At 61.8% G+C, this 17,263-nt stretch carries 15 protein-coding genes; 4 read left to right on the top strand and 11 right to left on the bottom strand.

All coding sequences use genetic code 11. The features are described 5' to 3' along the window. Positions 1-30 precede the first annotated feature (30 nt). The 3 genes from TL5118_RS03095 to TL5118_RS03085 are packed head-to-tail and all read left to right on the top strand — an operon-like array spanning position 31 to position 2,168. Entirely contained in the window at positions 31-372 is a 342-nt protein-coding gene (locus TL5118_RS03095; RefSeq protein WP_058243875.1) for a DUF427 domain-containing protein, read from the top strand. A gap of 15 nt (positions 373-387) precedes the next feature. Beyond that, positions 388-1,704, top strand: coding sequence for an SDR family oxidoreductase (locus TL5118_RS03090; protein WP_058243874.1), 1,317 nt, complete (start codon positions 388-390; stop codon positions 1,702-1,704). Continuing rightward, positions 1,701-2,168 carry a DUF2269 family protein gene (locus TL5118_RS03085; RefSeq protein ID WP_058243873.1) on the top strand — a complete coding sequence of 156 codons (468 nt, stop codon included), beginning with the start codon at positions 1,701-1,703 and terminating at the stop codon, positions 2,166-2,168. Before TL5118_RS03090 ends, TL5118_RS03085 begins: the two co-directional genes overlap by 4 nt. A 64-nt stretch (positions 2,169-2,232) precedes the next feature. On the opposite strand, the gene TL5118_RS03080 is transcribed toward TL5118_RS03085, so the two are convergent. Beyond that, a complete protein-coding gene (locus TL5118_RS03080; protein ID WP_058243872.1) occupies positions 2,233-3,909 on the bottom strand; it encodes a chloride channel protein in 1,677 nt (558 codons plus the stop codon). A gap of 147 nt (positions 3,910-4,056) precedes the next feature. On the opposite strand from TL5118_RS03080, the gene TL5118_RS03075 reads away from it, so the two are divergent. Next, positions 4,057-5,430: an FAD-binding oxidoreductase gene (locus tag TL5118_RS03075; protein ID WP_058243871.1), complete on the top strand. Its 1,374-nt coding sequence runs from the start codon at positions 4,057-4,059 to the stop codon at positions 5,428-5,430. A gap of 47 nt (positions 5,431-5,477) precedes the next feature. Here TL5118_RS03075 and recN read toward each other — a convergent pair whose 3' ends face one another. The 10 genes from recN to TL5118_RS03025 all read right to left on the bottom strand — a co-directional run bounded on the left by recN (position 5,478) and on the right by TL5118_RS03025 (position 17,148). Further along, positions 5,478-7,133, bottom strand: coding sequence for a DNA repair protein RecN (gene recN / locus TL5118_RS03070; protein ID WP_058243870.1), 1,656 nt, complete (start codon positions 7,131-7,133; stop codon positions 5,478-5,480). A 28-nt stretch (positions 7,134-7,161) separates the two neighbouring features. After that, on the bottom strand, positions 7,162-8,010 hold the full coding sequence (locus TL5118_RS03065) for an outer membrane protein assembly factor BamD (protein ID WP_058243869.1): 849 nt from the start codon (positions 8,008-8,010) through the stop codon (positions 7,162-7,164). Positions 8,011-8,192: 182 nt separating this feature from the next. Continuing rightward, the gene (gene lpxC, locus TL5118_RS03060) at positions 8,193-9,116 is read right to left on the bottom strand and encodes a UDP-3-O-acyl-N-acetylglucosamine deacetylase (RefSeq protein ID WP_058243868.1); all 924 of its coding nucleotides are present in this window, start codon (positions 9,114-9,116) and stop codon (positions 8,193-8,195) included. 252 nt (positions 9,117-9,368) lie between these two features. Then, the gene (gene ftsZ, locus TL5118_RS03055; RefSeq protein WP_058243867.1) at positions 9,369-11,063 is read right to left on the bottom strand and encodes a cell division protein FtsZ; all 1,695 of its coding nucleotides are present in this window, start codon (positions 11,061-11,063) and stop codon (positions 9,369-9,371) included. Positions 11,064-11,463: 400 nt separating this feature from the next. Further along, on the bottom strand, positions 11,464-12,798 hold the full coding sequence (gene ftsA, locus TL5118_RS03050; protein WP_179945289.1) for a cell division protein FtsA: 1,335 nt from the start codon (positions 12,796-12,798) through the stop codon (positions 11,464-11,466). Between the two features lie 3 nt (positions 12,799-12,801). Continuing rightward, positions 12,802-13,740 carry a cell division protein FtsQ/DivIB gene (locus TL5118_RS03045; RefSeq protein ID WP_242601720.1) on the bottom strand — a complete coding sequence of 313 codons (939 nt, stop codon included), beginning with the start codon at positions 13,738-13,740 and terminating at the stop codon, positions 12,802-12,804. Further along, positions 13,728-14,648, bottom strand: coding sequence for a D-alanine--D-alanine ligase (locus TL5118_RS03040; RefSeq protein WP_106404168.1), 921 nt, complete (start codon positions 14,646-14,648; stop codon positions 13,728-13,730). Before TL5118_RS03040 ends, TL5118_RS03045 begins: the two co-directional genes overlap by 13 nt. 88 nt (positions 14,649-14,736) lie before the next feature. Next, positions 14,737-15,684 (bottom strand): UDP-N-acetylmuramate dehydrogenase, encoded by a 948-nt coding sequence (gene murB / locus TL5118_RS03035; protein WP_058243865.1) that lies wholly within the window; start codon positions 15,682-15,684, stop codon positions 14,737-14,739. After that, a complete protein-coding gene (locus TL5118_RS03030) occupies positions 15,671-15,934 on the bottom strand; it encodes a DUF2484 family protein (protein WP_058243864.1) in 264 nt (87 codons plus the stop codon). Before TL5118_RS03030 ends, murB begins: the two co-directional genes overlap by 14 nt. After that, positions 15,931-17,148 carry an APC family permease gene (locus tag TL5118_RS03025; RefSeq protein ID WP_058243863.1) on the bottom strand — a complete coding sequence of 406 codons (1,218 nt, stop codon included), beginning with the start codon at positions 17,146-17,148 and terminating at the stop codon, positions 15,931-15,933. The genes TL5118_RS03030 and TL5118_RS03025 overlap by 4 nt, the downstream gene beginning before the upstream one ends. Positions 17,149-17,263 lie beyond the last annotated feature (115 nt).

Raw genomic sequence — 17,263 nt, 5'->3', positions numbered from 1 at the left:
GAAGCGAACAAGAAACGAGGGGAGAAGACCATGACCGATATCACCATCCGCAAAGCCGAAGGCACCTGGGTTGTCCGTGCAGGCGGCGCCGTTTTGGGCGAAAGCCAAAACGCTCTGGAACTGACTGAGGGCGCACTGGCGCCGGTGATCTACTTCCCACGTGAAGACATTGCCATGGCTTTCCTTGATGCCACCGATCACAGCACCCATTGCCCGCACAAAGGGGATGCCAGCTATTTCTCCATCGTGACCAAATCGACCACGCTGGAAAATGCGGCCTGGTCTTATGAAACCCCGCATGACCCCGTCGCCCGGATCAAGGATCACCTGGGCTTCTACGTCAGTGACACGCTGGCCGTCGAACGGATCTGAGCCACAGCACTTTAGATGACTGCCCCTGCCCCCACCCCACCGCGTGCCCTGGTTCTGGGCGGCTACGGGTTGATCGGTGCCGCCGCGATGCGGGCGCTGATGGCAGCGGGCTTTGAGGTCACAGGCGTCGGGCGGTCGGAAACGGCCGCCCGTCGTGTTTTGCCACAGGCCAGATGGCATTTTGCCGATGTCACAACGCTCAGCACCACAGACTGGCAGGCGCTTTGTGCAGATGTGGATGTGGTGGTAAACGCTGCCGGGGCGTTGCAAGACGGTGGCGGCACCGATCTGGCGGCGATCCACACCACGTTGCCTGCACGGTTAAGCGCGGCGCTTGTCGGCAGCGACACGCGGTTGATCCAAATCTCTGCCGCGGGTGTGTCCGAGGAGGCCAGCACCGCCTTTTTCCGCACCAAAGCGCGGGGGGACGCGGCGATCGTTGCGGCCGGCATCGACCATGTGATCCTACGCCCAACATTGGTGATCGGTGCGGCGGCCTATGGGGGCACCGCCCTATTGCGCGCGGTGGCGGCTTTGCCCTTGATCGACTGGCGAATACTAGAGGATACGCCGGTTCAAACCATCGCGCTGAGCGATCTGACAGCGGCCATTGTCACGGCGGCCAAAGGCGATATCGCCGCAGGCACCATCGCCGACCTGACCGAGGCCGAGGCCCGCCCCTTCCCTGAACTGATCCGCGATTTGCGCCACTGGCAAGGCCTGCCGGCGCCAGGGCTGTCCCTGCCGCTACCCGGATTTATGCTGTCACTGGTGGGGAAAGGGGCTGATCTGCTGGGTCTGTTTGGCTGGCGCTCGCCGCTGCGCAGCACGGCGCTTACCGCACTGTCGGATGGGATCACCGGGGATCCTACCCACTGGCTGGCCGCCGGTGGCCGACCCTGCCGCGCGTTGAACGATACATTGTCAGATCTGCCCACAACGGTGCAGGAACGCTGGTTTTCACGCCTCTTTCTGCTGTTCCCGCTGGTGATTGCAACGCTGTCGCTGTTTTGGCTGGCCTCTGGCCTAATCGGTCTGGCGCAGTTCCCTGCCGCGGTTGAGGTTTTGACCTCCCGCGGCGGCAGCGCCGGACTGGCCACCGTGGCGGTGGCGGCTGGTATCTTTCTGGATCTGGCGCTTGGCCTCATGGTGCTGTGGCGACGGGGACTGCGGCCTGCCTGCCTCGGCATGATCGCGGTCACATTGGGGTATCTGGGCGCTGGCACGCTGGTGGCGCCCGACCTTTGGGCAGATCCGCTGGGGCCGTTTGTGAAAACCCTGCCCGCCGCAGTGCTGGCACTGATCCCATTGGCGCTGGAGGACACGCGATGAGCTATGAGCTGTTGCGCTTCCTGCATGTGATCGGCGCGAGCGTCCTCTTGGGCACCGGCGCGGGCATTGCGTTTTTCATGGTCATCTCACACCGCACACAGGAGCCGCGCTTGATCGCCCATGTTGCCGGTATCGTTGTGCTGGCCGACACGGTCTTTACCGCCACGGCGGCCCTTTTCCAGCCGATCACCGGCTATCTGCTGATCCGTGAGGTTGGCTATGACCTGATGGAGCCCTGGGTGGTGCTGTCGCTGGTGCTTTATGTGTTTGTCGGGATGTTCTGGCTGCCGGTGGTCTGGATCCAGATCAAGATGCGCGATCTGGCCCGACAGGCTGTTGCCGACAATACCGCCCTGCCGGCGCGTTACCAGCGGCTTTACCGGATCTGGTTTGCCTGCGGGTTTCCGGCGTTTTTTGCCGTTCTGGCGATCTTGTGGTTGATGCTGACGCGACCGGTGTTTTGACCGCGCGAGCGTTGTGGCTGCCGAGATGTCTGCGACGTGAGTATTTTCAGATCATTGAAAGCGCTCAGCTGTGTTCCTCAGCCGCGGTGGCCGCCAGCGCACGGTTGTAGGTTTTCAGCGCATCCACATGGAACAATGCACCATGGACCGGGCGCTGGCCATCCTCCTCTGCGTCACCCACAACGGGGATGAAGGGCACGCCGGCCTTGTCAAACAGCGGCATCGCCTCTTGCAGGGTGGCCTCAGGCGTCAGGAAGATACCATCCTCAACCATTTCGGCGCAGCGCACCGGATCCGCCGCGCCGGGATCGCCGGGCGCGCGCATCACCGAGGCGGCGCGGAACATCGCCAGCAGATAGGCCTGCGGTCCCGCTGCCACACAGGCGCCGCGCCGCTCCAGCTGGGTCAGGAAGAAGGAGCGGTCCACCAGACGGGACGCCAAAGCGGTCGAGAGGGACACCGCCACCATCACCGCCAGACCGGTCTGCCAGTCGCCGGTCAGCTCAAACACAATCATCGTAGTGGAAATCGGCGCGCCCAGAACGGCGGCGGCCACCGCCCCCATGCCAGCCAAGGCGTATAGAGTATGGGCGCCGGAAACCTCAGGGAAGACGCTGGTTGCCACCAATCCGAAGGCCAGCCCCGTGAGCGCCCCGATCATCAGTGAGGGGGAGAACATGCCGCCACCCATACGCCCCGCCATGGTGATCGCCACGGCAATCACCTTGATCACCGCAAAAAGCACCGCCTGCCACAGCAGGATCTGCCCGGTCAGCGTTGCCGAAGTGGTTTCATAGCCCACCCCAATGATATGGGGAAAGGCGATAGCCAGAAGGCCCAGAAGCGCCCCTGCAATCGTCGGCCGTAGCCAGCGGGGCATGCCAGTGCGTTGTTGCACGAGGTTGCCAAAATCCTCGGCATAAAAGACCGAGCGCATCAGCACCGTTGCCACCAGACCGCAGAGCAGACCCAAAAGGATAAAGGCGGGCAGCTCGATGTAGAATTCCAACACATTGGCTTTGGGCAGCAAAAACTCAGTCACGCCGCCATATTCCAGCCGGTTGATGATGGTGCCCGCGACTGAGGCGATCACAATCGGGGCAAAGGCATGCACCGCAAAATGGCGCAGCACCACCTCAAGCGCAAAAAGCGCCCCGGCAATGGGCGCGTTGAAAGAGGCCGAAACCGCCGCCGCCACGGCGCAGCCCAAGAGGTCACGGCCAGTGATGCCATCGGCGCGGATCTCATCGCTGACACGTGAGGCAATCATGCCCGCCATATGCACCACCGGGCCCTCGCGCCCCGTTGAGCCCCCCGAGGACAGCGTGATCAGCGAGGCAAAGGCCGAGGCAAAGCCGGCCTTATATTCCACACGCCCGTTGTGCATGGCCGAGCCTTCGATCACATCGGCCACCGAACGCACCCGCCCGTCCGGCGTAAAAAGGTGCAGGATCCAACCAGTCAGAAACCCGCCCACAATGGGCAAGAGCAGGATCCAGTACCACGGCAGGGTTTCGGCAAAGCTATGAAGCCGCGCCACATCATCAGTGCCATAGAGGAAAGCCTGCAGGCTTTCGATCCCTTTGCGAAAGCCTAAGGCGGCAAACCCTGCACCGGTACCGATGGCCGCAGCGATCAGCCAGAACTGCACCTGCGAGGGCCCCTGACGGCGCATCAGCTGATAGGCCTCCACAAAGGAGTGCAGCCAATCCCGGGTCAGCCGGATCAGGTGGGTGCGCATGCCATTGGACAATGTGATCTCCTGCCGCAGGGCCTGTCTCTGGCTCCTCCTTGCCGGATCGCATAGGGTGCGCGCAATTCAGGGCGTTGCGGCCACGGCGGGATACGCCGGAGCGCGCAGGATGCCCCAAATAAGACGGAGGACCCCATGTCGATAAACGCGGCAATCGAAGAGCTTTCTACCCTTCTAGGACAACGGCTTAGCCGCTCCAAGTCTGATCTTGATCAACATGGCACCTCTGAGACGCATTTTGCCCTGACACCGCCCGATGCGGTGGCCTATCCGGCAAACACCGAAGAGGTGAGCGCGATCGTCAAGATCTGCGCCCGTCACCACTGCCCGGTGGTGGGCTTTGGCGCTGGCACCTCGCTGGAGGGGCAGACATTGGCGGTTCAGGGCGGCGTGGTTGTGGATTTCCGCGATATGGCGGCGGTGCTGCATGTCGGGGCTGAGGATATGGATGTGACCGTCCAGCCCGGCATCACTCGCGAAGTGCTGAACGAGGAGCTGCGCGCCACCGGGTTGATGTTCCCGGTGGATCCCGGCGCCAATGCTTCAATCGGTGGCATGGCCTCAACCCGGGCCAGCGGCACCACGGCGGTGCGCTATGGCACCATGCGTGACAATGTTCTGGGGCTGGAGGTGGTGCTGGCCGATGGGCGCATCATTCAGACAGGCACGCGGGCGCGCAAATCCTCGGCCGGCTACGATCTGACCGCGCTGTTTGTGGGCGCGGAGGGCACGCTGGGCCTGATCACCGCCCTGACCCTGCGCTTGCATGGCCAGCCTGAGGCAGTGACCTCAGCCGTCTGTGCCTTTGACGATATTGAGGCGGCGGTCAGCGCGGTGCAGATGACCATCCAGATGGGCATCCCCATGGCGCGGATCGAATTTGTGGATGCAGCGACCGTGGCCGCGGTGAATGCTTATTCCAAAATGGATCTGCCGCTTTGCCCGCATCTGTTGATCGAATTCAACGGCTCGGACTCTGCAGTGGAAGAGCAGGCAACGCTTTTCGGTGAAGTGGTTGAGGAGTTTGGCGCAAAAGGCTTTGAATGGGCCAAGAAGCCGGAGGAGCGCAAAGCGCTCTGGACCATGCGCCATCATGCCTATTGGGCGATTGTGCAATCCCGGCAGGGCTGCAAGGCGCTGGTCACCGACATCTGCGTGCCGATCTCAAACCTGGCGGAGGCGGTGGAGCAGACCCGCGCTGATATCGCGGCCTCGCCCATCGAAGGACCGATCCTGGGCCATGTTGGCGACGGCAACTTCCACGCGATCCTGCTGTTTGATGAAGCCAATGAGGCGGAGGTTCAGGCGGCCAATGATCTGTCGCACCGCATGGTCGAACGGGCACTGGCGCTTGGCGGCACCGCCACCGGCGAACATGGCATCGGCCTGGGCAAGAAGAAGTACATGCAGGCCGAACATGGCGCCGGATGGGATGTGATGGGGGATATCAAACAGGCGCTGGACCCGCAGAACCTGATGAACCCCGGCAAGCTGGTGCGGGGCAACTGACCTGAAAAAGGTGCTCAGCAGGGCCGGATCCGGCCCTGCACATGCGCCTAGCGCGCGGCCAGCAGGGATTTCGCTGCGGCGCGGGCTTCCTCGGTGATGCGATCACCGGAAACCATACGCGCAATCTCATCGACCCGCTCATTATCATCCAAAGGCACAACGCGTGAGGTGGTGACGTTGTTTTCAACCCGCTTTTCCACCCGCCAGTGATGCGCGCCAAGGGCGGCCACCTGCGGCGAATGGGTCACGACCAGAACCTGACCGCCCTCAGACAGCGCGGACAGACGACGGCCCACAGCATCTGCGGTTGCGCCGCCAACGCCGCGGTCAATCTCATCAAAGATCATGGTGATGCCCGATTGGGTCTGACTGAGGCAGACCTTCAAAGCCAGCAGGAAACGGCTGAGTTCACCGCCCGAGGCAATCTTGCCCAAGGGGCCCGCGGGTGCGCCGGGATTGGTGGCCACGGTAAAGGCCACCTCATCGCGTCCCTCAGGACCGGGGTCGCCCAGATCCACACCGGTGCAGAACTCCGCGCGCTCCATCTTCAAGGGCGCCAGTTCAGCAGAAACGGCCTTGTCCAGCTTGGCGGCGGCTGTCTTGCGGGCCTCGGTCAGGGCGGTGGCGGCGCTGTCATAAGCGGCCTCGGCCTCTTTCACGGCGACGGTCAGATCGGCCAGATCGCCCTCCCCCTGATCCAGGGTTTTCAAGCGCAGGCGCAGATCTTCGCCAAATTTGGCCAGATCATCCGGCACGATGCTGTGTTTGCGGGCCAGACCGCGCATGGCAAACAGGCGCTCTTCGCAGGTCTCAAGCTCATGCGGGTCAAAGCGCAGCTGATCCAGCGCGCCCTCAACCCCCTGTACCGCATCGCCCAATTCGGCGAAGGCGCGGCCAAGCGCATCAATCGGCGCATCGAGCAGCCCCTCGACCTGCTGCGCGGCATCTTCCAGCCAGCGCATGGCATCGCCCATCGCGCCCTCGGCCCCGTCACCAGACAGCGCCTGAAACGCGCGGGCCACATCTTCGCGGACCTTTTCGGCCCCCTGCATCTGGCGGCGTTTCACATCCAACGCCGCCTCTTCGCCGGGCTGCGGATCCATCGCATCAAATTCAGCCACCGAATGGCGCAGAAACTCTTCTTCGGCGCGGATTTCGGCAATCGCGGCTTCGGCCTTGGCCAGATCCCGGCGTGCGGCAGACAGGGCGCGCCAGCTGCTGCGGGTTTTCTCCTGCAGGCGCTCATAGCTGCCAAAGGCATCCAGCAGCCCACGGTGCCCCTTGGCATCCAGCAGGCCACGGTCATCATGCTGGCCATGCAGCTCAATCAAGGTTTCTGACAGCTGCCGCAGCACCTCACCCGAACACCGGCGGTCATTGACCCAAGCGGTCTTGCGGCCATCTTTGCGGTTCACACGGCGCAGGATCAGTTCCTCCCCGTCGGAGGGCAGTCCGGCCTCTTCCAGCACCTGATGGGCGGCGTGATCGGCGGGCAGGTCAAAGACGGCAACCACCTCACCCTGTTCTGCGCCAGCGCGCACCAATTCGGCACGCCCCCGCCAACCAAGGACAAACCCCAGCGAATCCAACAGGATAGATTTGCCCGCCCCGGTTTCCCCGGTCAGCACGTTCAGTCCCGGCTGGAAGTCGAGATCCAACCGGTCGATGATCAGCATGTCGCGGATTTCCAGCGCGCGCAGCATCAGAGGCCCCTACCCGATCTGACCTGCGTCAGAGCCATTTGCCCTGCAGGGTCTGACGATAGATCTGGTTCAGCCAGCCATCCCCTGCCGCTTCCAATTCCAGCCCGCGACCGGTCAGCAGCTTGTAGCTGTCCTCATACCAATCGGTGGAGCGGAAGTTATGCCCCAGGATCGCGCCCGCTGTCTGGGCCTGTTCGTTCAGACCCAAGGACAGGTAGGCTTCGACCAGACGGTGCAGCGCCTCGGCAGCGTGGGTGGTGGTTTGGAACTCTTCAACAACCACGCGGAAGCGGTTGATCGCAGCAGGGTAATGTTCACGGCGCAGATAATAACGGCCGACCTCCATTTCCTTGCCAGCCAGGTGGTCAAAAGCCAGGTCGAATTTCAGGATCGCCGAACGGGCATATTCGCTGTCAGGATAGCGCTCAATCACCACCCGCAGCGCCTGCAACGCATCAAAGGTCACCCCTTGGTCGCGACCCACTTCGTCAATCTGATCGTAATAGCTGAGCGCCAGCAGGTATTGCGCATAGGCTGCGTCTTCTTCCAGCGGGTAGAAGTCGATGTAGCGCTGCGCCGCACCGCGGCTGTTCTCATAGTCTTTGTCTTTGTGATAGGAAAAGGCCTGCATGATCAGGCCACGTTTTGCCCATTCCGAATAAGGGTAAAGCCGTTCAATTTCAGAGAAGTAGAAGGCGGCCTGATCCGGTTTGCGCCGTTCCAGCTCAAACTCGGCCCGACCAAAGATCTGTTCGGCCGTGTAGTTTTCCAGAGGCACCTCACCACGTTCCAATGCGGCGTTGGTCCCGCAGGCGGCCAAAGCTGTAGCAAAAAGAAGACCCGCGATCCCCCGTTTACGCGACCCGATGCCTGTCATGTGCTGTCTCACCCTTGTCTGGACTTCCACCGCATTGATAACGCGGTGCTTCCCGTGGTCCTAGCACAGAATAATCCAAGGCAAAACGTCTTTGGCAGGTTTTCGCCCGTCAGCCGTACAGAAACGTGAAAAGGGCACCGAAGTGCCCCTGCGCGTTGTTTCCACAAGTGTCAAAACCCTGATCAGGCGACCGCCGGAATCTCGTTCAAATGCACGCCAACGCCGGGCAAACGGGCCAGCATGCTGTCATCACAGGTTACCAGACGATAGGCATCAGGCTGGGCAAATAGCGCCCGCAGCAGATCATTGGTGATCGCATGGCCGGCGCGGTAACCGGTGTAATGGCCCAGAATCGGGGCCCCTGCCAGAGCCAGATCCCCCAGGGCATCCAGCATCTTGTGGCGCACGGGCTCATCCGCGTGACGCAGACCTTTGCCGCTTTCGACCAGCGCACCGTCAAACACCACAGCGTTTTCCCCCGGCACACCGCCGAGGGCCAGACCGTTGGCCTGCATCCACTCCACATCGGAACGGCGGCAGAAAGTGCGGCTGTCGCTCAACTCACGCACAAAGGCGCCATTGGCCATTTGCAGGCCTTTTTCCTGAACGCCAATCGCGGCGTCGACAAAATCGATGTGGAAATCGATCCGCAGCTCATCGGCCGGGGTCAGCCGCGCCCAGGCTTCGCCCTTGCGCACTTCAACCGGTTTCAGGATCTGCAGAACCCGCACCGGTTCCCCCTGCTGGCGCAGACCACGTGACAAGAGAGCCTTCACAAACTGGGCCGAGCTGCCATCAAGGATCGGCACTTCGGGACCGTCGATGTCAATCAAGGCGTTGTGGATGCCACAGCCCGCCAGAGCGGCCATGATATGCTCCACTGTCGACACATCGGTGCCGGCCTCATTCAGCAGTTTGGTGCACAGGGGCGATTGGTTCACAACGTCAAAACGGGCAGGAATAAGCGCATCCCGATCGGTGACATCGGTTCGACGGAACCAAATGCCATGATCCGGCGTTGCCGGCAGTACGGTCATCCGTACTGGTTTACCAGAATGCAGTCCTACACCAGTGAATTTCACCGGCCCATTAACAGTTGTCTGCAAGATCGTCCCCAGATGCTTGACACCACGTCAGCGGCAGTGCGCGATCTTGGTACAACCGGGTGTTCACAGTCACAACTCAATCTTTGTAACGCTCTGAAACATGGCTGTTAGAAATGCGCCGAAATCCGCTCACATCCATTGCAAACAATTGTAATAAAAAGAAAAGAACCGCCCGAAGGCGGTTCCAAACTATGATTTCTGACCTAGCGTCATGCCGCGTATCTCACACGGATTGCAACAGATGTTACAGCCTTAATTGGCCTGACGGCGCAGGAAGGCGGGAATTTCGATGCGGTCCTGCTCGACCTCATCCTCATATTCCTGATGCACCTGCTGTGCTTGCTGCTGCCCGTGCATTGACTGCTGCATCGGCGGCTGCTGACGCGGGGCGGGCTGCTGCTCATGGCCGCTGCCTGACATCCGATTGATCAGCGACCCCAGCCCGAAGCGCGAACGCTCCTGCTCAGGCGCGGGTTGTTGCTGCTGCACCGGCTGGGCCGCGGGCTGTGCCTTTGGCTGGTTCTCAACGGCGGCGCGCAGACGGGCCTGCGCCTCAGGCGAAGGCTGACCGGCAGGGCGCGGCTGTGGCGGTAGGAAGTTGGCTGCAGCTTCTTCCGGCTGTGCCTGATAGGCATCGGGCTGCGGCTGGAACTGCTGTTGTGCCTGCTGCGGCTGATAGGCCGGGGGCGGCACATCGCTGCCGGTCTCTTCTTCGAAGATATCTTCCATCTGATCCTGAGCCGCCGCTTCCTGCGCGTCGAACTCACCAAACAGGCTGGGCTCAGCTGGGCCTTCGGGCTGAACCGGTGCGGCAGGGGCTGCTGCAACGGGTGCGACGGTTTCGATGGTTGGCGCATCCGGGGCTGCCGCGGCAGGGGCCGGAGCAGGCGCCGGTGCGGCCTTGGCCTCTTCCACGCTGGTGGTCTGGGTCAGCGGCGCAGCCATCGAGCGGCGCGGCACAGGGATGTCCTGAACCATTTCCGAGGCGTCGATGCCGGTGGCCACAACGCTGACGCGCATGCCGCCGTCCAGCTCGGTGTCTAGCGTCGAGCCAACGATGATGTTGGCTTCCGGATCCACCTCTTCGCGGATGCGGTTGGCGGCTTCGTCCAGTTCAAACAGGGTCAGATCATGACCGCCGGTGATGTTGATCAGAACGCCCTTCGCACCGCGCAGGCTGATTTCATCCAGCAGCGGGTTGGCAATGGCCTTCTCAGCAGCCTGAATGGCGCGATCTTCGCCCATGGCCTCGCCGGTGCCCATCATCGCTTTGCCCATCTCGTCCATCACGGCGCGCACATCGGCAAAGTCGAGGTTGATCAGGCCGGGACGGACCATCAGATCGGTCACACCTTTGACGCCTTGGTACAGAACGTCATCCGCCATCGAGAAGGCCTCGGTGAAGGTGGTCTTCTCATTGGCCAGACGGAACAGGTTCTGGTTTGGAATGATGATCAGAGTGTCGACCATCTTCTGCAGGGTCTCAACCCCCTCTTCCGCCTGACGCATGCGTTTTGCGCCTTCGAACTGGAAGGGTTTGGTCACCACACCCACAGTCAGCACGCCCAACTCGCGGGCAGCCTGTGCGATGATCGGGGCTGCACCAGTGCCGGTGCCGCCGCCCATCCCGGCGGTGATGAAGCACATGTGAGCGCCCGCCAGGTGATCTACGATCTGTTCAATGCTTTCTTCGGCAGCGGCGGCGCCAACCGTGGCACGGGCCCCTGCGCCCAGACCCTCGGTTACTTTCACACCCAGCTGGATGCGGGCCTGCGCGCTGGACTGCTGCAGCGCCTGAGCGTCCGTGTTGGCCACCACGAAATCGACCCCGGTGAGGTCTTTTTCGATCATGTTATTCACAGCGTTGCCGCCGGCCCCACCGACGCCAAAGACAGTGATACGGGGTTTCAAATCGTCGTGCCCGGGCACCGAAAGGTTCAATGTCATGGAACTGTCCGCCTGATATCGTTGACCCGCATTTCGCGGATGTTTTTCTGCCTATTACCTTCGATGGTAGCGAGAACCAACCCATGCGTCATCAAAAAAACGCAAAAAAGCCACGAAATATGGGGCAAACACCGATCAAACCTGCGGGATCTTGCCGATCCGCGCAGATCTAGCGGGCTGATAGCACGCCACACCTATGGCCATGCGGTCCGCACCCTGTCCCGGCACGTGCATGTGGCTTTCTCAATATGGAAGGGCGCTGCCCCGATCCTCAAATCTCCGCCATGTTGCGCCTGAACGCCCAGCGGTTATCCACAGTTTATCCCCAAAGTTCTCCCGCGTCACCCTGCTTCTTGCGGAGGGCGCGGAAAATCACCCGAAATTCACCGGGTTTCTCGCATCACCAGTTTTCCTTGAACCAGCGCACCGCACGCTTGAAGGTGCGGGCCGAACTGCGATCGACCGGCAGCTCAAAGTCCCACCATTCATCCTGCGGATGGGCGGCAAACAGGCACATCCCTACGGCCGAGGCAAAACCCGGACCTGTGGCCGCCTGCGGCAGGCCATGTACCCGCAAGGGGCGACCCAGACGCACCTGCTGGCCCAGAATACGGCTGGCCAGCCCGTCAAGGCCGGGGATCTGACTGCCACCACCGGTCAGCACGATCTGCTGGCTGGGCATATGGTCAAACCCTGCCGCATCCAGACGTTCGCGCACCTCTTCCAGAATTTCCTCCACCCGCGGCCGCATGATGCCGATCAGCTCGGCCCGGCTGACCGACCGGCGGTCATGTTCCCAATCGCCGGTGTCGCCACCGATGTCGATCATCTCACGGTCATCCATGCCGGTGGCAACAACGCCCCCGTAGAAGGTCTTGATCCGCTCCGCCGTGGCATGGGGCACCGAGAGGCCCATCGAAATGTCGCCGGTCACATGTTCGCCGCCCATCCGCACCGCATCGGCATAGATCATGTGTTTCTTCATAAAGATCGAGATCGAGGTGGACCCGCCACCCAGGTCGATACAGGCGGCCCCCAGCTCCTGCTCATCCTCAACCAAAGCGGAAATGCCGCTGACATAGGCTGAGGAGGCCACACCGGCCAGTTCCATATCGCAGCGCTTCACGCAATGCGCCAGGTTCTGCACCACGGCGGCATCCACCGTCAGCATATGCAGATCAGTCGACAGCCGGTTGCCCAGCTGGCCGCGCGGATCGCCCAGACCCGAACGGTGATCCAGCGCAAAGTTCACAGGCTGTGCGTGCAGCACCTCGCGGCCATGGCCGTAATCCGGCACATCACAGGCCGCCAACACCTGACTGATATCCTGTTCGGTCACGATCTGCCCCTGCAGATCAATGGCCCCTGTCAGCCCATAGCTGCGCGGTTCCGCACCGGAGAAACAGGCAATCACGTGATCAACACGGATGTTGGCCATCTTCTGCGCCTGTTGCAGCACAGTGCGGATGGCACGTTCGGTTTCGCCCATCGCGGTGATTTCGCCAAACTTCACCCCGCGCGACCGCGTGGTTGCCGCACCGATCACCCGGAACCCGGCCTGCCCCGCCATGGAACCGACGCCTTCGGCCTCAAAGCTGCCCGAGGTGCCATCAAAGCGCAGCACCAGACAGGCCATTTTGGAGCTGCCTACATCAAGAATGGCCACCACGCCGCGTTGCATTGCGGCTTTGCGCATGCCGCGCATGGCGCGCTGGCTGTCATACAAATCAAACATACTCTAGTCCCCGAAACCGCTTTTGATTTTCCGCCACCAATGGTCGACGGCCGCTTCGTTCATTCGAATAGTGGGCCGCTGGCCCAGCCGCATGTCCACATGCGCCAGATCCCGGTCCATTACATATTGTGCCTGATGCAGCACGATCACCCGCTCCAGCGCCTGCACCGCGCCGGTTTCCGGCAGCAGGATCCGCTGACCACGATCCAGCACCACATCCCAGCGCCGCTCGCCCATGCGCACGATCCCATGGGTGCGCGGCGCCAAGGGGCCGAGCGCCGCAATCAGTTGCAGCGCCTCCGGCACCGCCATATCGGCGCCATCACCCACAATCAGCGGCAGGCGCAGATGATCTGCGCCCTTCTCTGCCTGACCAACGTAGTTGCCATGTTCATCAAGCAGCGCCAGCCCATCCCGGGTCCGCCACAGGATCACCGGCACCCGTTCCGTCACATTGACCTGCAGCACACCCTTCGGCGTCACCCGCAGGGTCACATCTTTGACCGCTGGCAGCTCCGCGATGGTGCGGCGCATGTCATCAAGGTTCAGATCAAAGGAGCTGACAGGAAAATCGATCGGCAGGATTTCCCGAATGTCTTCAGATACGCTTTGCGCGGCGCCGTCGATCCGCATCAGGTTGACCATGAACTCCGGCCGAGTCTGGATCTCATTCTTGATCTCGACGACCCACAGACGCAGCGCATCGCGGTTGTCCTGATCCGAAAAGTAAAGCATCCCACCGGCAAAGGCGGCACCCATCGGCAAGCCAACCTTCAGCAACAGACGGAAGATCGGCGTCAGCATCAAGCGCTGAAACCGGTAAGCCCAGCGAGACGGCGCCGGATCGGCCTTGGCGCGCGGCGCTTCCCGGCGGGGCGCGGCCAGCCCGGGGATCTGTTCGATCGGCGGCTCCATTTCCGGATAGGTGCTCATCTGTTGCATGAGGCATCCTCCACCAGCCAGGCGCAGAGCTGGCCAAAGCTCATCCCCTGCAACGCAGCCTGTTCGGGGCTAAGCGACGTCGGCGTCATCCCCGGCTGGGTGTTGGTTTCGAGCAGGATCAACCCCTCTAGCCCCTTGGCCTCATCCCAACGGAAATCGGTGCGGCTCAGCCCGCGACAACCCAGGGCCTGATGGGCACGTAGGGCGAAATCTTCGCAGGCGGCATAAATCTCAGCCGGGATATCGGCGGGCACCACATGGCGGGAGCCCCCGGTTTTGTATTTCGCATCGTAGTCATACCAGCCATCGGTCAGGATATCGGTCACCCCTAGGCAACGATCCCCCAGGACCGAGGCGGTCATTTCACGCCCGGGCACAAAGGCTTCGACCATCACGGTCTGCGGCATCTCGGCTGACAGTTTCGGCGGGCCGTTGGCGGCCTCATGCACCAGATAGACCCCTACTGATGACCCCTCATTATAGGGTTTCACCACATAGGGCGGCGGCAAAACATGATCCGCCTCTACTGCGTCTTTATCGGCAAGTTTGCTGTCTGCGATGGGCAACCCGGCGGCGGCGTAAACCTGTTTCGAGCGTTCCTTGTCCATCGCCAAGGCCGAGGCCAAAACGCCGGAGTGGGTGTAGGGGATCTGCATCCATTCCAGAATGCCCTGCACACAGCCATCTTCGCCCCAGCGACCGTGGAGCGCGTTAAAAACAATATCCGGCTTAATCTCGGCAAGACGCGCGGCTAGATCGGGGCCGGCATCGACCTCAACCACCTGGAATCCCTCACCCTCTAGCGCTCTTGCGCATTCATGCCCTGAGCTAAGCGACACCTCGCGTTCCGCAGAGGGGCCACCTTTCAGGACCATGACCAGAGGGGTTGCCCTGCTCGACATACCCACGCTGTGCCTCAAAATCTCGACCGTCTTTGCGGTCGTTTACATGTAATAAGGGCCAGTTTGCCCTGCCTGCTGGCGCGTTTTAGCGCTCTTACTCAGCCGCCGGTTCGCCGACGCGCATGATTTCCCACTGTAGCGTGATACCGCTATTTTCGTAAACCTTTTTTCTGACCTCTTCACCAAGGCCTTCGAGGTCCGCTGCGGTGGCATTTTCCGCATTGATAAGGAAATTTGAATGCTTCTCACTCATCTGTGCGCCGCCCTTTCGCGCGCCCCGCATGCCCGCATCATCAATGACCTTCCAGGCCTTTAGATCATGCACATCGTCGGCCTGCCCGGTTGAAGAAAAGCCTGCCGGATTGCGGAAGGTGCTGCCCGCACTGCGGTCTTTGGTGGGCTGGGTTTCATCACGCTTGGCCAATTGCGCCGCCATACGATCGGCAAGCTCTTGCGCATCACCCGCAGGCCCTTCCAGCGTCGCCTCCACGATGACCCAGCCTTCGGGCAGTTCGGTCTGGCGATATTGGAATTGCAGATCTTCGGCGCTCAGCGTCACCAGCTGCCCCTCGCGCGTCACTGCCTTGGCGCTGACAAACACATCGGCCACATAGGATCCGTAACAGCCCGCATTCATCCGCACGGCCCCACCGATGGAGCCGGGAATCGTCCGCAGGAAGGTCAAATCAACCCCCGCCTCAGCCGCTTTGCGCGCCACATGGGCATCCAATGCGGCAACACCGGTGGTCACCCGGTTTCCGTCAATTTCGATATGGTTGAAGCCACGCCCCATACGGATCACCGCCGCACGCAGCCCCCCATCCCGCACGATCAAGTTGCTGCCAACCCCCATCGGGAACACCGGCACATCTGCTGGCAGCGCCTGCAAAAACGCTTGCAGATCTGCCACATCCGCCGGCTGGAAGAACAGATCCGCCGGGCCACCCACCCGAAGCCATGTCAGGCTGCTCAGGTCTTTGGCATGGCTCAACCGGCCGCGCAATTCAGGCAGGATCTCAGCCAGTGTCTCAGGCAGTTCCATCGTGTCGTCTCACCATTTTCTTCACACGTCGTAGCAGGTGGATCACCGGCCAGCGCAGCATCGACATGGCGCCTGCCATGATCAGCAAGCCCAGCCAAGGCCCGTGTTCATAGACCACATACCCCAGAATGGGAATTCCGATTGTGATCAGCACCCAGGCCTGCGGCCAGTGGCGGCGTTTGGAGGGCATCATGGCAAGGATATTGGCCAGCACAAACCAGCTGCAGGCCAAAAGGATTGATAGGGTCATAGCGGGCCTCCCGGGGCCTCAGTCAGGAACGCAAGCGCCCCGAAGTTGATCGCCAGCGCTGCAAGTGCAGCCAGTAAACCAAAGACTGGCACCGCCATGGGCACCCTGAACGGGGCCTCCGGCACGCTGGTTTTCAGCCGAATAAGGGCAATATTGACGATCACGAAGATGGTCAACAGCAAGGTTGATGCGCCTTCCGCCAATGTGGCCACCGGCAGGGTCAGCGCGCCGATCACCACTGCGGTGCCAATCAGCACCGTGGCCAGCGTTGGGGTGCCGAAACGGGCGCTGCTGTGATGAAACGTGGCCAGCCCGGCGGTGCGCCGACCCAGCCCAAACAGCACCCGCGCCGCCATGACGATCTGCGCCAGCACACCGTTCAGGGCTGCGGCCACCGCAATCACCGACAAAAACGCCACCGATCCACCCTGCGCCTGCTGCCAGACCAGAACCAAGGGCTGTTTGCTGCTGGTCAGCTCAGCCAACGGCACAACCCGCACCGCGGCATAAGACACCAGCGCATAGATCACCGAGGTGATCATCAGCGAATAGAGGATGGCGCGCGGCAGGGTCTTTTCCGGTGTAGTCACCTCTTCGGCCATGTTGACGATGTCTTCAAACCCGATGAAGGCGAAAAACGCCAAGACCGCGCCAGCCCCGATCCCCGCCCAAACCGGCGGCGCCGCAACGGTCAGATCCGGCGACGGATCCGCGGCCAGCCCGGCCCAGATCACCAAGGCAAGGCCGATCAGCTCCACTGCAGTGAAGATCGCGGCCAGCGTCAGGCTTTCCAACACACCAATGATAGCAACCGCGATCAGGCTCAGCCCCATGACGACAATGGTTGCCGCCATCGGCAGAGGCACCACGCTGGTCAGATAGCCCGCGCCGCCCCGCAACACTGCCGCGGCCGAGACCGTGCCGGTCACAACAATAGCCAGCCCCACCAGAACGCCCAGCCATTGCAGCCCCAGCCCCTCGGACACAAAAACCGCCTCACCGCCGGCTTCGGGCAAGCGGGTGGAAAACTCGGCATAAGACAGGGCGGTTGGGGCAGCCACCAGCCCCGCAAACAGAAAGGCCAGAGGGGCCCAGATCCCGGCATCGGCTGCAACCGCGCCCACCAGCACATAGATGCCAGCGCCCACCATCACCCCCACCCCATAGGCGGTGAGCAATGGCAACCCAATCCGTCGTTTCAAAGCGTCAGCCATCGCCGGCCTCCCGCTGCAATTTCACTGTTTCTTAAATACTCAAAACACGACTCACCCAAAGATTGGGCGCATCAGTACCAGTTTCGCGCGACAGAGCAGCCAAAATAGACCGCCC

It is taken from the genome of Thalassovita autumnalis (assembly GCF_001458255.1).
Classification (GTDB): Bacteria; Pseudomonadota; Alphaproteobacteria; order Rhodobacterales; family Rhodobacteraceae; genus Thalassobius; species Thalassobius autumnalis.
Note: the sequence above shows the minus strand (reverse complement) of the source record. Positions and strands in the feature narration are given on the sequence as shown.

What these genes read in the sequence shown, in the direction of transcription:
- TL5118_RS03075 (WP_058243871.1), top strand. Translation starts at nt 4,057, where the DNA reads ATGTCGATAAACGCGGCAATCGAAGAGCTTTCTACCCTTCTAGGACAA.
- recN (WP_058243870.1), bottom strand. Translation starts at nt 7,133, where the DNA reads ATGCTGCGCGCGCTGGAAATCCGCGACATGCTGATCATCGACCGGTTG.
- murB (WP_058243865.1), bottom strand. Translation starts at nt 15,684, where the DNA reads ATGGAACTGCCTGAGACACTGGCTGAGATCCTGCCTGAATTGCGCGGC.
- TL5118_RS03030 (WP_058243864.1), bottom strand. Translation starts at nt 15,934, where the DNA reads ATGACCCTATCAATCCTTTTGGCCTGCAGCTGGTTTGTGCTGGCCAAT.
- TL5118_RS03045 (WP_242601720.1), bottom strand. Translation starts at nt 13,740, where the DNA reads ATGCAACAGATGAGCACCTATCCGGAAATGGAGCCGCCGATCGAACAG.
- ftsA (WP_179945289.1), bottom strand. Translation starts at nt 12,798, where the DNA reads ATGTTTGATTTGTATGACAGCCAGCGCGCCATGCGCGGCATGCGCAAA.
- TL5118_RS03065 (WP_058243869.1), bottom strand. Translation starts at nt 8,010, where the DNA reads ATGACAGGCATCGGGTCGCGTAAACGGGGGATCGCGGGTCTTCTTTTT.
- TL5118_RS03090 (WP_058243874.1), top strand. Translation starts at nt 388, where the DNA reads ATGACTGCCCCTGCCCCCACCCCACCGCGTGCCCTGGTTCTGGGCGGC.
- TL5118_RS03085 (WP_058243873.1), top strand. Translation starts at nt 1,701, where the DNA reads ATGAGCTATGAGCTGTTGCGCTTCCTGCATGTGATCGGCGCGAGCGTC.
- TL5118_RS03095 (WP_058243875.1), top strand. Translation starts at nt 31, where the DNA reads ATGACCGATATCACCATCCGCAAAGCCGAAGGCACCTGGGTTGTCCGT.
- ftsZ (WP_058243867.1), bottom strand. Translation starts at nt 11,063, where the DNA reads ATGACATTGAACCTTTCGGTGCCCGGGCACGACGATTTGAAACCCCGT.
- TL5118_RS03080 (WP_058243872.1), bottom strand. Translation starts at nt 3,909, where the DNA reads ATGCGCACCCACCTGATCCGGCTGACCCGGGATTGGCTGCACTCCTTT.
- TL5118_RS03025 (WP_058243863.1), bottom strand. Translation starts at nt 17,148, where the DNA reads ATGGCTGACGCTTTGAAACGACGGATTGGGTTGCCATTGCTCACCGCC.